This is a genomic window from Ralstonia sp. Ralssp110 (assembly GCF_047325135.1).
Classification (GTDB): domain Bacteria; phylum Pseudomonadota; class Gammaproteobacteria; order Burkholderiales; family Burkholderiaceae; genus Ralstonia; species Ralstonia mojiangensis.
Map to the genome: position 1 here is coordinate 515,518 of NZ_CP168609.1, position 13,450 is coordinate 528,967.

General features: G+C 60.8%; 7 protein-coding genes and 2 rRNA genes. 1 reads left to right on the forward strand and 8 read right to left on the reverse strand.

Annotation, left to right across the window (positions count from 1 at the left end):
* Positions 1-54: 54 nt before the first annotated feature.
* Entirely contained in the window at positions 55-960 is a 906-nt protein-coding gene (locus ACEN9T_RS02940; protein ID WP_092975535.1) for a LysR family transcriptional regulator, read from the reverse strand.
* Between the two features lie 131 nt (positions 961-1,091).
* Between ACEN9T_RS02940 and ACEN9T_RS02945 the strand changes: the two genes are divergently transcribed.
* The gene (locus tag ACEN9T_RS02945) at positions 1,092-1,925 is read left to right on the forward strand and encodes an aldo/keto reductase (protein WP_413706380.1); all 834 of its coding nucleotides are present in this window, start codon (positions 1,092-1,094) and stop codon (positions 1,923-1,925) included.
* Here the strand turns inward: ACEN9T_RS02945 and ACEN9T_RS02950 are convergent.
* The 7 genes from ACEN9T_RS02950 to ACEN9T_RS02980 form a co-directional block, all read right to left on the reverse strand.
* Positions 1,922-3,079 carry an SLC13 family permease gene (locus ACEN9T_RS02950; RefSeq protein ID WP_413706381.1) on the reverse strand — a complete coding sequence of 386 codons (1,158 nt, stop codon included), beginning with the start codon at positions 3,077-3,079 and terminating at the stop codon, positions 1,922-1,924. The genes ACEN9T_RS02945 and ACEN9T_RS02950 overlap by 4 nt on opposite strands.
* A gap of 145 nt (positions 3,080-3,224) precedes the next feature.
* Entirely contained in the window at positions 3,225-3,758 is a 534-nt protein-coding gene (locus ACEN9T_RS02955; protein ID WP_413706382.1) for a helix-turn-helix domain-containing protein, read from the reverse strand.
* A gap of 525 nt (positions 3,759-4,283) precedes the next feature.
* Positions 4,284-7,523 (reverse strand): error-prone DNA polymerase, encoded by a 3,240-nt coding sequence (locus tag ACEN9T_RS02960; protein WP_413706383.1) that lies wholly within the window; start codon positions 7,521-7,523, stop codon positions 4,284-4,286.
* A 7-nt stretch (positions 7,524-7,530) separates the two neighbouring features.
* Positions 7,531-9,126 carry a Y-family DNA polymerase gene (locus tag ACEN9T_RS02965; RefSeq protein ID WP_413706384.1) on the reverse strand — a complete coding sequence of 532 codons (1,596 nt, stop codon included), beginning with the start codon at positions 9,124-9,126 and terminating at the stop codon, positions 7,531-7,533.
* The gene (gene imuA, locus ACEN9T_RS02970) at positions 9,059-10,015 is read right to left on the reverse strand and encodes a translesion DNA synthesis-associated protein ImuA (protein WP_413706385.1); all 957 of its coding nucleotides are present in this window, start codon (positions 10,013-10,015) and stop codon (positions 9,059-9,061) included. The genes ACEN9T_RS02965 and imuA overlap by 68 nt, the downstream gene beginning before the upstream one ends.
* Before the next feature lie 326 nt (positions 10,016-10,341).
* Positions 10,342-10,454: ribosomal RNA gene (gene rrf, locus ACEN9T_RS02975) — 5S ribosomal RNA — on the reverse strand.
* Between the two features lie 117 nt (positions 10,455-10,571).
* Positions 10,572-13,450: ribosomal RNA gene (locus ACEN9T_RS02980) — 23S ribosomal RNA — on the reverse strand.

Sequence of the window (13,450 nt, forward strand, 5' to 3'; positions counted from 1 at the left end):
CTTTCCAGCTTCATCTGCCTGCGGCCGCCTAGTGCGGCCGCAGTACTTTACGGGCTAGCCTGCAGGCAGGTTCTCGACGCAGAAATCGATAAACGCATGCACCTTCGCCGGCAGGTAGCGGCGCGACGGATACAGCGCGTACAGCGCAAAGCGCTCGTCCGGCCAATCAGGGAATAGGTCGACCAGCTGACCGCTACGCCGCAACTCTTCTGTACCGAGCGCCATCACCTGGGCAATACCAGCGCCGGCAACGCATGCCGCATGCATCGTGCGCACGTCCGACACCATCAACCGCCCGGCGGGCCGGATCTCGATGCGTTCATTCTGGCGCCAGAACTCCCACTCGTAGGGGCGCCCCGTCACCGGGTTGTAGAACAGGATGCGCTCGTGTGAAGGCACATCGCGTGGGTGTGCCGGCTTGCCGCGCCGCGCGATGTAATCCGGCGATGCCACCGTCACGATGCGCGTTTCGACCAGCTTGCGCGCCACGAACGAACCCACGGGCGGCGGCCCGAAGCGAATCGCCAGATCAAACCCGTCGGCCACCAGATCGCCGACGTCGTCCCGCATGATCAGTTCAAGCGACAAGTCCGGGTGGCGCTCCAAAAAACCGGCCACCGGCGTCGCGAGGGCCATCCGCGAGAAAAACGGATCGACATTCACCCGCAAACGCCCTTGCACCGTGCCAACTGCACCCGAGGCCATCGCTGCGGCGTCGGCGATGCCCGTCAGGTGCGGGCTGACCTGTTCGTAGAGGCGACGGCCTTCGTCGGTGAGCGTGAGCGAACGCGTCGTCCGCTCAATCAGCCGCACGCCGATGCGCGCTTCCAACCGGCTGACGGCGCGACTCACTCCGGACGGTGACAACCCGAGCGCATCGGCCGCGCGCACGAAGCTGCCGCTTTCCACGACGGCCGCCAGCAGCGTAATGCCGGAGAACAATTGCCCATCGAACGTCATGCAATCCCTTCCCTTTCGTGGCTATTGCGGGAATTTTTTCACGAATGATTTGCATGGTACGCACTTTATTCAAAGATCGGCAATCGGCACCATGGCCCTCCAACATTCATGGCAAACCGAAGGAGCCGCACATGCAAGAAGCATTGAAGACGCAAGGTGTTTCCATTCCCAGGCTGGGCCTCGGCACATTCCGCGTGGCGAGCAACGTCTGTCAGCCCGTCGTCGAGAGCGCGCTGGCGCTGGGCTATCGGCACATCGACACCGCCGCGATGTATGCCAACGAAGATGCCGTCGGCGCGGCCATCGCCGCCTCGGGCCTGTCGCGTGAAGAGATGTTCGTCACCACCAAGGTCTGGCATGACCAGCTTGCGCCGCGCGCCGTTCCTCTGGCGTTGGAGCAGAGCCTTGCCAAGCTGAAACTCGATTACGTCGACTTGTATCTCGTCCACTGGCCCGCGCCCGGCATGGACATGGCGGCGACGATGGAAGCGATGATGGCGCTGCGTGAAAGCGGCCGCGTGCGGGCCATTGGCGTGTGTAATTTCAACCTGCCGATGCTCAAAACCGCCATCGACACGATCGGCGCACCCCTCGCGTGCGTGCAGGTGGAATACCACCCGTTTTTGGACCAATCGGCGCTGCTGCACTACCTGCGCGGCAAGGGCATTCCGCTTACCGCCTACGCGCCGCTGGCGCAAGGGCGCGCGGCCGAAGATGCTACGCTGCAGGCGATTGGCCGCAAGCATGGCGCTTCGGCATCACAGGTGGCCATTGCATGGTTGCTGGAGCAACCTGACGTGATCGCCATCCCCAAGGCCCAGCGGCGTGAAAGCCAGCAGGCGAACCTTGACGCGCTGCGCTTGCGCTTGGACGACGCAGACCGTGTCGCCATTGCCGCCTTGCCGAAGACGCTGCGTTACGTACAGCCAGCCTTCGCGCCCGATTGGGATACCGTGCCAGCCTAACGCAGCCACATCAGCCACGCGTACACGATGCCCGCCGCAGCCAAGAGAAACGGCATCGAGTACACGTGAAATACCCACCAGGCACGACGGTCACCCAGCATGCGTAACGCAATCAGGTTGGCCAATGACCCGATCAGCGTGCCAAATCCGCCCACGCTGACCGCGAAGGCAATCATCGGCCAGTCGTGCGAATACTCGGCCAGCAGGATCGCCGCCGGCACGTTGCTGATGATTTGCGACACGCCAATGCCCGCCCAATACAGATGCATGGGATTGCTCAACGCCAGCGCATCCAGCGCCTGCCGCACGATGCCAAGCTGCGCCACCAGCCGCAGGTCAATGAACATCAGCATGAACACGAGCAGCAGGCCCCAGTCCACTCGGGCCAGCACATAGCGTGCGCCGATCAGGTACAGCACGATCAACCCGGCCGCCGCCATCAGCGGATGGCCCAGATCGGTCAGCACCAGAAACGGCACGTACAGCACGAGCGCCGGCACAAGCAGGCGCTTGTGTAACTCCACGTCGCCGGTTTCACTGTGCAGATGGATTTCGTGCGAGGCAAACGCCAGCCACGTTACCACCAGCAGCAAGGCCATCAGCAGCACGATCATCGGCGTCATCTGCCAGACAAACGCACCAAACGACAGCCCCGATTGATGCCACAGGAAGAGGTTCTGCGGGTTGCCGATCGGCGTGAGCGCGGAGCCCGCATTGACCGCCAGCGCCTCGAATATCACCAGCCGCGCCACCGGCAGACTGGCCACCTGCCGCAAGCCGACGGTGAGCGGCACGATCACGAACAACGCCACATCGTTGGTCAACACGGTCGACAGCGCTGCCGAAGCCGCTACCAGGCTGAGTGCCAGCACACGCTGGCTGCTGGCTACTTCGACGAGGCGCCGGCCGAGCAGCTGCAGCATGCCGCTGGCCTCAACCGCCTTTGTCAAGATGAGCAAACCGGCCAACGCGGCAATGGTGTGCCAATCAATGAGTGCCGGATATTCAATGATGCGCCGGGGTGCCGCGAGCGTCAGCGCGCCGCAGATGGCCAGCAGCGACCAGAAAAAAACGTCTTGTTTAAGGCTGTGCCAGAACGGCGGGTGTTGCGACACGGCTTGCGCCATATGCGTGCGTGGCGGATCGCCGTTCATACAAAAGGGAAAGGAAACGTTAGCGCAAACGCGCACAAACCAGCCGGGCGCGGTTTGCCCGGCCGATTGTAGTGCGACGGCTTCCTGCGCTCAATCGCAAGCCGGGCACACTTACGTGCCCGGCCTATACCAGAGAAGGTTCAGCTTACGATTCGCGCGAACCCGAACCGCCCGGACGATCTGAGCCTCCCGACGAACCGCCAGCACCCGGCCGGTCCGAAGAAGACGTCATGCGCGAGCGGTCTTCTGCGCTGCTGCCGGCATGCGGCGCACCTTGCTGGCCCGCTTGGCTATGCGACGCGCCCGGATGATAGGCCGACTGCGGATGGCGCTCCGGCCCGCGATACTGGCCTGCCAGGCCATGACCGCCACCGGTGCCGCCCATCGAGCCGTGCTCTGAACGTTCGTGGCTGGCTTCCGCTCCGCCGCCTTGCGTCGGCTGCGCCGGGTGATTGGCGATCACGCGCTCGATCTCGGCCACGGCTTCGCGCGGCGCCAGAACGACCTCCAGCCCCAGCGCGCCGGCCACGGCCATCAGCGTCGACAGGCGGGGATCGGCACGACCGGATTCCGCGCGCAAATACGCTTCGCGAGAGATACCGGCCATCTTGGCGACATCTTCCTGTTTGAGCTTGCGCGACTTGCGCAGACTGTGTAACTGCTTGAAAGGCTGTTCCATCTGTTCGCTCCTGCACCTGAGAGATGGGAAACACCGCCGGGTCTGGACCCGAACGATGGGCTGAAAATATGCGGGTCCGGTGGCTGCACCTTCATCCGCGGTCATGCACAACACGGCAACAGCGGCGGTTCATCTATGCACGCCGTTGCACACGTTTTTTGGGGCGGCCTCCGTGATGTGTTTTCTACAGAGTAGACGTAATTTCGACTGCACCCAATATCGACGCGTGATGAAAGCGCATCTCATCAACCCTGTTTATGGTGACAAGACATCCCGAGGGTCGGTTCCCTCGTAGATGCCGTTTACTTCGCTTGTCAGGCTCTTTTTGTGACGCCTCAAGCTCAAATCCTTGCACCCGCACCACACTTCGTCGATCCGCGCTTGCCCTATCCACCAATCGGAGGGTGCTCTGCGGGAGAGAACCGCCTGAGCCTCCTGTGCCGTCGTCGGGCGACTGCGCGCGCCACTCGTCACGCAATTGCCGTGCCGGAGGTGACGCGACGGGCAGTTGTGGGTAGGGAGGGATTAATGGAAATCGCGGCTGGAAGTGGCGAGGCGCCCCAGAAGTGGGGTCAGATCCACCAGATGCTGAGCGACAAGGTGCCGGGTCTCGCGCTCACATTGCCATTTGCCGTAGACGCCCAGCAACTGCGCGTTCAGCACTTCGCGTCGCTGACGCTCGATCAAGTGCGGCCAGAGGATGACGTTGATGGCGCCCGTCTCGTCTTCAATGGAAACGAAGATGGTGCCGTTGGCGGTGCCCGGTCGCTGCCGCACCGTGACAATGCCGCAAGCGCGCGCCAGTTGCCCGTTGCGATAGCCGGCCAGCGTGGCAGCGGTGGCAAAACGCATGCGTTCGAGCCGTGCGCGCAGCAGCCCTACCGGATGACTCTGCAGCGACAACCCCAGGCTGCCGTAATCAGCCATCACCTCTTCACCAATGGGCGGCGCGGGTAGCTCGAGCGGCGCCTCCACCGGACGGGCCTGGCGCAGCAGCGCGTGATCGTGGCCGGGCTCCTGCAGGGCGAGCGTTTGCCAGAGCGCCTGACGACGGTGGCCGGCCAGCGACTTCAGCGCATTGGCTGCGGCCAGCACGTTCAGGTCGTGACGGTCGAGCGCGGCACGATGGGCGAGATCCTCCACACTGGTAAATGGCGCCTGGGCGCGAGCCGCTTCGATGCGCTCGGCAGCCGGCTTGCGCATGCCTCGAATGCGATTCAACCCGAGGCGGATGTCGGGCTGCACCACGCCATTCTCACCGACCTCGCCATCGGCGCGGGGATGCAGCGTGCTATCCCATACGCTGGCCGTCACGTCCGCCGGCAGCACGCGCACATGGTTACGCCGGGCTTCCTGCACCAGTTGCGACGGTGAATAGAACCCCATGGGCTGACTGTTGAGCAACGCCGCAAAGAACGCCGCCGGCTCGTGGCACTTCAGGAAGCTGCTGACGTAAGCCAGCTTGGCAAAGCCTGCCGCGTGGCTTTCTGGGAAGCCGTATTCGGCAAAACCTTCCATTTGTTTGCACAGCGCTTCGACAAAAGCAGGGTCGTAGCGCCTCTTCTCGACCATCGCATGCACCAAGCGCTCCTGATGCTGTGTGAGATTGCCCTTGCGCTTCCAGGCGGCCATGTCGCGACGTAATTGGTCAGCATCATCCGCAGTGAAATCGCCGGCCTTCATGGCAATCTCCATCACCTGCTCCTGGAAGATCGGCACACCCAGCGTGCGTTCGAGCACGGCTTTTACCTCGGGGCCGGGGTAGGTCACGCAATCGGTGTTGCCATTGCGCTTTGCCTCGCGCCGCTGCAGATACGGGTGCACCATGCCGCCCTGGATCGGCCCGGGCCGTACGATGGCCACCTGGATCACAAGGTCGTAATACTCGCGCGGACGCAGACGCGGCAGCATCGATTGCTGCGCGCGCGATTCGATCTGGAACACGCCGATGGTTTCGGCGCGGCAGATCATGTCGTAGGTTTCCTCGTCGTCATCCTGCAAGTGCTGCATGGCGAGCTTGCCGGTTGCGCCGTAGTGCTCGCGCCGTCCGGGCAACGCGTCCACCATATCGAGCGTGCGGCGAATGGCCGTCAGCATGCCCAGCGCCAGCACGTCCACCTTCAGCAAGCGTAGCGATTCGAGATCATCTTTATCCCACTGGATGACACGGCGGTTTTCCATCGCCGCATTCTCGATTGGCACCAGGCGTGAAAGCTTGCCCTGCGCAATCACGAACCCACCCACGTGTTGCGACAGATGGCGCGGAAAACCACGCAACTGATCCACCAGTTGCGCCCAGCGCAGCACCAACGGCGATTCCGGATCGAGACCCTGCTGGCCTGCGCGCTGGGCAAATTCCTTGCGACTATCCCACCACGCCTGCCCCTTGGCCACCTGCTCGATGATCCCGAGATCAATGCCCAACGCCCGGCCGACGTCACGCAGCGCGCTACGCGTGCGATACGTGATGAGTGCGGCCGCCAGCGCGGTACGTGTCACGCCGTACTTGTTGTAGATGTACTGGATGACCTCTTCGCGGCGCTGGTGCTCGAAATCGACATCGATGTCGGGCGGCTCATTGCGTGCACGCGAAAGAAAGCGCGCGAACAGCGTGTTGCCGCTGTCCGGGTTCACCTCGGTAATCTGCAGGCAATAGCACACCGCCGAATTGGCCGCCGAGCCTCGCCCCTGGCAGAGAATCCCCTGGCTGCGCGCGAACTTCACCACGTCATAGACGGTCAGGAAGAACGGTTCGTAACCCAGTTCGGCAATCAGTCCGAGTTCTTCCTGGATCTGCGCACGCACCTTCTTCGGCACGCCGTCTGGATAACGCTTTGCGGCACCGGCCAACGTTTCAGCAAGCAGGTATTCGGCCGGCGTCATGCCTTCCGGCACGACTTCGCTCGGATATTCGTATTCGATCTCGTCAAGGGAAAAATTGCACAACGCCGCCAATTCCACCGTCCGACGCAGGATCTTGGCACCGCGCTCCCCTTGATAGAGAAACGCGAACTGCATGCGCGTGCGCATCGCTTGTTCAGCGCTGGGGGCAAGTTCCAGCCCGCATTCAGCAAGCGGCTTGGACAAACGGATGGCGGTCAGCACGTCGTGCAGCGGCTTGCGTTGGCGCGTGTGCATCTGCACGCCGCCGGTCGCGACCATGGGCACATCGATTTGTTCCGACACCGCCGAGACCGTGCCGCGATGGCGGTCATCTGCATGCCGTAGCGGCAACTCCAGCGCAATCGATAGCCGCTCACCGAACACGCGCTGGCACCACCACGCCTGAGCCAGCAGTTGCTGCGGGTCGGGATCGTAATCAGGCAGCAGAATCGCCAGGCAATCGGGCACGCCGCGCAGATGAGCGAGTTCACCTTGGGGCATAGCCAAATCGTCAGCCAGCAAGCGGTACTCACCCTTGGGGGCTGCCAGCCGCGCGTGCGTGATGATCTCGCTCAGGTTGCCGTAACCCTCGATGTTCTGTGCCAGCAGCACCAGCCGCAGCCAGGGTTCGCCATCGGCATTGCGCACCGTAAAGCGGCTGCCGATGATGAGCTTCAGTTCGTATTCCTTGGAGGCCACAAGCGCTCGCGCGGTGCCGGCTACAGAGCATTCATCGGTCAACGCCAGCGCTTGATAACCATACAGCTTGGCGCGCTCCACCAGTTCATGCGGATGCGACGCTCCGGTCAGGAACGTGAAATTGCTGATGCAATGCAGCTCGGCATAGTCGGGCAGAACGGGAAGTGGCGTGGGCGAAGTCATGATGTACCTAGCCGAACAAACCGTGCAGATACCAGCGTGCTTCCTCTTCTGCCGCGTTGGCCTTGCCTGCGGAAACGCGCTCGCGATACACCCAGTAACGCTCGCCTTTTTCTCCTGCGGCGATGAAGTAATCGCGTTTGATTAGATCGTCGTCCCACCAGCCGGATTCGATGCGTTCGGGCATCGACACCAGCCGCAACGGCCCGCGGTAATACGGATAATTCTGACGTGTCAGCAGCGGGATCGGCTTCTCCAGCAACCACAACGGCCGCTCCGGCTGCTGCGCATGCCATTGCGCCAATGCTTGACGCGCGGCGGCACGGCTCTGCGCGGTGGTCGCGGCATTCACCTCGACCCAGTGGTTGGCGCGCTCGGGGCGATGGTCGGCACACGGCTGCGGGTGAAGTACGTTCTCGGCACCCAGCCGAGCGATCAGCGTGTCGATCAGGCGTGCAGCGTCTTCAGCGCGACCACCGGGCTCGGGAAACAGCGATTCCGTAGGCGGCGCGAGCGGCGTAGCGTCGGTCACCGTCAGACGCAGTTCGACCACCGGAGCGATCAGCGTGAGCCGATGCACGCGCTCGTGCAGCACCCGCGACAAGTGCGCCAGCGTGCGAACCGGCTGCGCCAGCGCGATCTCCACCGGCGTGGAGGAGGCGGCATCCTCACTGCTCCGGCCGCGCCGGCGTTCGTGCTCCAGGATGAGTCGGTACGTCTTGGCGCCCAGTTGAAGCGCCGACAGCCAACCGACCAGCTGCAACAACAACTGCTCCGCGGCGGCCAACACACCTTCCGCGTTATCGATGCGGCCAGACAATTCCAACGGCACATCAAAGCGCAACGGCGCGGTAAACCAGGTGAAGCTTTCGTGCCCGTTGCCATACGCCGCGTCGAGCGTATCTACGAGCAACGGCCCGCAGCGCCGCCGCAGGCCGCTACGTGGTAACTCCCGCAAATCGGCCAGCGTGCGGCAGCCGAGGCCTTCAAGCCAATCGGGCCGCGTGAGTCGCGCCACCGCATCGATCGGCAATTGATCAAGCAACGCCGACAGCCGCTTCTGCCGAACCGCCCTCCTCGCTCGCCCGTGACGCCCTGCCGTGCGACGACGGCCACGCATCGGCGCCGGCCGCGCACTGGCAAGCCATGCCGCGCCGCGTGCCGTCGGCCCGGTGCCAAGCTGCGGCATGGCGCCCAACCGAACCGCGCAATACTTCACTGCCCGACACAGCGCGCGATGTCCACCGAACAGGCGCAAGCTGGCTTCCACCTCCAACAACACGGTCGCCTCATCCGCCACGTCCAACGTGACATGCGGCGTGAATGCCAGCAGCGCCAGCGCCAGCGATTGCAGCAACCGCGTCTCGGCCGCTACGTCGCGATCAAGCTGTATAGCGTGCGGCACCAGCGCCTGGGCACCCGCCCGACGCAGGCCCGCGTGTACGCCTTCGCACATCGCCAAACGGTTGGCCGACACCACGCGCTCCTGCTCCAGCACCACCACCGGCAACGGCAACGGCAACGGCAGCGCGGCCGGATCAGACCACCGGGGTCGAAGCGCGTCGAGAGGGAGACGGGGCAGATGCACCGCGATCCAGAACGGCATGATCGGGAGTGTTTGGATCGGAAACGTCCGACAAAGCGTCGAACGCCACAGAAGACGAAGGAGACGAAAGTGCGGCCAGCAATTTCGCCGTGGCCGGATCCATGATGAATGGCTCGACGGGCGGAACAGGCAACGGACGCACGGAGGCGCGACCGGCCCGAAGCGGATCCGCCAATGGCAACAGCAACGGAGATTCACGCAACGGCCCGCGCCGCTTATGAAAAAGGATGGACAGGGCATCGGCGCCAGCCGGCTCCAGCCCCAGCCGCAGCACCGCCGGCGACGACTCTCGTTGCGCATGAGTCGGCCGAAACACCCAAATGGCGCTCTCGCCGGCCTGTGCCAACACTTGCAGCCTGCGCAACGCCCCTGGACGTGCCCGGCCCAACCAGATCAGCACACCATCGAAAGCCTTGCTGCATAGAAGCTGCTCGGCTGCCCATAGAAGATCGGCCGACTCGCCAGCACGCACCCAGACGATTTGTTCAGGAGAAAAATCCCAACCCACCAGCCTCACTGCATTCGGCAGATGCGGCGGCGCGACCAGCGCGATGCGCCGGGCGTTCGCGCTGAGCGTAGACAACGCCGGACGCAGCAATCGGCACTCACCAATACCGGATTGCGGGCACAGCAGCTCGGTCAATCCACCGAGAGGCCAACCACCGCCAGGTAGCTCAGCATCCAACGCGTCATATCCAGTGGTCAGAACGCGTCCGTCGCCTCGCGCCAGATGGCCTGCATTCCACAACGCCGGATGCAGCGTTTCTGGCAACAACACCGCCGGAGCTTTCCGTGCAGCCGGACGAGAGGCAGGCGCCGTGTGCCCAGCGGCGACGGGATATTCCGCCACACCTTCGGCGATGGAAAGAGACGGAGACAATGCAAACATGGAAACGCCAAAGCAAGCCAATGAATACTGTATGAATATACAGTATCACAGCTTTCCTTCAACACGAGCCCAGTTTTACATGTGCGTTGCAAGACGGCGATAGCAACCTCAAAGCCCGAATTAGAAGAGCTTTGAAGTAGGCATCGCCCAAATACTAAGGGCGGCCAGGTCAATAAAGAGATACATAAATCACTTTATGCTTTTGGCGAGAGATCAGGAGGTGAGGAGTGGGGGGGGTTTGGCTGGAGGGATGGTTGCGATCGCGAAGCGTTCGCGCAAAGGCAAACACCCCAGCTCTGTGTGAGAGCTGGGGTGTAGATGGGAGAGCCTGGCGATGACCTACTTTCACACGGGAATCCGCACTATCATCGGCGCGGAGTCGTTTCACGGTCCTGTTCGGGATGGGAAGGGGTGGTACCGACTCGCTATGGTCACCAGGCTATGACTTGTCGCCACGTTGACGAGGTCAACGCGACCAATATGGGAATGTAGATTTGGGGTTGTGATTTGTGTGTATCAGGCACAAGGCGGACCCAGCCGGAAACATACCGGTTATAGGATCAAGCCGCACGGGCAATTAGTACTGGTTAGCTGAACGCATTACTGCGCTTCCACACCCAGCCTATCAACGTCCTGGTCTCGAACGACCCTTCAGGGAGATCAAGTCTCCAGGGAATCCTCATCTTCAGGCAAGTTTCCCGCTTAGATGCTTTCAGCGGTTATCTCTTCCGTACATAGCTACCCTGCGATGCCTCTGGCGAGACAACAGGTACACCAGCGGTACGTCCACTCCGGTCCTCTCGTACTAGGAGCAGCCCCCGTCAAGATTCCAACGCCCACGGCAGATAGGGACCAAACTGTCTCACGACGTTTTAAACCCAGCTCACGTACCTCTTTAAATGGCGAACAGCCATACCCTTGGGACCGGCTACAGCCCCAGGATGAGATGAGCCGACATCGAGGTGCCAAACACCGCCGTCGATATGAACTCTTGGGCGGTATCAGCCTGTTATCCCCAGAGTACCTTTTATCCGTTGAGCGATGGCCCTTCCATACAGAACCACCGGATCACTATGTCCTGCTTTCGCACCTGCTCGACTTGTCGGTCTCGCAGTTAAGCACGCTTTTGCCATTGCACTTTAGGTACGATGTCCGACCGTACCAAGCGTACCTTCGAACTCCTCCGTTACACTTTGGGAGGAGACCGCCCCAGTCAAACTGCCTACCATGCACTGTCCCCGACCCGGATTCACGGGCCAAGGTTAGAACCTCAAACAAACCAGGGTGGTATTTCAAGGACGGCTCCACCGAAACTAGCGTCCCGGTTTCAAAGCCTCCCACCTATCCTACACAGATCGGTTCAAAGTCCAATGCAAAGCTACAGTAAAGGTTCATGGGGTCTTTCCGTCTAGCCGCGGGGAGATTGCATCATCACAAACACTTCAACTTCGCTGAGTCTCGGGAGGAGACAGTGTGGCCATCGTTACGCCATTCGTGCAGGTCGGAACTTACCCGACAAGGAATTTCGCTACCTTAGGACCGTTATAGTTACGGCCGCCGTTTACCGGGACTTCAATCAAGAGCTTGCACCCCATCATTTAATCTTCCGGCACCGGGCAGGCGTCACACCCTATACGTCCACTTTCGTGTTTGCAGAGTGCTGTGTTTTTATTAAACAGTCGCAGCCACCATTTTATTGCAACCCCTTCGTCCTTCTGGCGCGAGCCAGTCAAACTACAAGGGCGTACCTTATCCCGAAGTTACGGTACCAATTTGCCGAGTTCCTTCTCCCGAGTTCTCTCAAGCGCCTTAGAATACTCATCTCGCCCACCTGTGTCGGTTTGCGGTACGGTCTCGTATGACTGAAGCTTAGAGGCTTTTCTTGGAACCACTTCCAATTGCTTCGCGACCTAAAGTCGCTCGCCCCACACCCTTGAATCACGCACCCGGATTTGCCTAAGTGCCATCTCCAATGTAGGGACCGGGACATCCAACACCCGGACAACCTTCCGCGATCCGTCCCCCCATCGCATCATACGACGGTGCAGGAATATTAACCTGCTTCCCATCAGCTACGCATCTCTGCCTCGCCTTAGGGGCCGACTCACCCTACGCCGATGAACGTTGCGTAGGAAACCTTGGGCTTACGGCGAGGGGGCCTTTCACCCCCTTTATCGCTACTCATGTCAGCATTCGCACTTCTGATACCTCCAGCATCCTTTACAAGACACCTTCACAGGCTTACAGAACGCTCTCCTACCATGCACTTACGTGCATCCGCAGCTTCGGTATATTGCTTAGCCCCGTTACATCTTCCGCGCAGGACGACTCGATCAGTGAGCTATTACGCTTTCTTTAAAGGGTGGCTGCTTCTAAGCCAACCTCCTGACTGTTTTAGCCTTCCCACTTCGTTTCCCACTTAGCAATATTTAGGGACCTTAGCTGGCGGTCTGGGTTGTTTCCCTCTTGACACCGGACGTTAGCACCCGATGTCTGTCTCCCGTGATTGCACTCTTCGGTATTCGGAGTTTGCTATGGCGGGGTAATCAGCAATAGACCCCCCAACCATGACAGTGCTCTACCCCCGAAGGTGAGACACGAGGCACTACCTAAATAGTTTTCGGAGAGAACCAGCTATTTCCAAGTTTGTTTAGCCTTTCACCCCTATCCACAGCTCATCCCCTAACTTTTCAACGTTAGTGGGTTCGGTCCTCCAGTACGTGTTACCGCACCTTCAACCTGGCCATGGATAGATCACTTGGTTTCGGGTCTACACCCAGCGACTGAACGCCCTATTCGGACTCGCTTTCGCTACGCCTTCCCTAATCGGTTAAGCTTGCCACTGAATGTAAGTCGCTGACCCATTATACAAAAGGTACGCCGTCACCCGTTTCCAGGCTCCGACTGTTTGTATGCATGCGGTTTCAGGATCTATTTCACTCCCCTCCCGGGGTTCTTTTCGCCTTTCCCTCACGGTACTGGTTCACTATCGGTCGATTACGAGTATTTAGCCTTGGAGGATGGTCCCCCCATCTTCAGACAGGATTTCACGTGTCCCGCCCTACTTGTCGTACACCTAGTTCCACAATACTGTTTTCGCATACGGGGCTATCACCCACTATGGCCGGACTTTCCATTCCGCTTTGCTAACAATACTGCTAAAGAGTACAAGGCTGATCCCATTTCGCTCGCCACTACTTTGGGAATCTCGGTTGATTTCTGTTCCTGCAGCTACTTAGATGTTTCAGTTCACTGCGTTCGCTTCTGTTACCTATGTATTCAGTAACAGATGACCCATTCGGGCCGGGTTTCCCCATTCGGATATCTGCGGATCAAAGCTTGTTTGCCAGCTCCCCGCAGCTTTTCGCAGGCTACTACGTCCTTCATCGCCTGTAATCGCCAAGGCATCCACCACATGCACTTATTCGCTTGACC

Coding starts and splice junctions, on each gene's coding strand:
- ACEN9T_RS02965 (WP_413706384.1), bottom strand. CDS start 9,126: ATGCCGTTCTGGATCGCGGTGCATCTGCCCCGTCTCCCTCTCGACGCG.
- imuA (WP_413706385.1), bottom strand. CDS start 10,015: ATGTTTGCATTGTCTCCGTCTCTTTCCATCGCCGAAGGTGTGGCGGAA.
- ACEN9T_RS02945 (WP_413706380.1), top strand. CDS start 1,092: ATGCAAGAAGCATTGAAGACGCAAGGTGTTTCCATTCCCAGGCTGGGC.
- ACEN9T_RS02950 (WP_413706381.1), bottom strand. CDS start 3,079: ATGAACGGCGATCCGCCACGCACGCATATGGCGCAAGCCGTGTCGCAA.
- ACEN9T_RS02940 (WP_092975535.1), bottom strand. CDS start 960: ATGACGTTCGATGGGCAATTGTTCTCCGGCATTACGCTGCTGGCGGCC.
- ACEN9T_RS02960 (WP_413706383.1), bottom strand. CDS start 7,523: ATGACTTCGCCCACGCCACTTCCCGTTCTGCCCGACTATGCCGAGCTG.
- ACEN9T_RS02955 (WP_413706382.1), bottom strand. CDS start 3,758: ATGGAACAGCCTTTCAAGCAGTTACACAGTCTGCGCAAGTCGCGCAAG.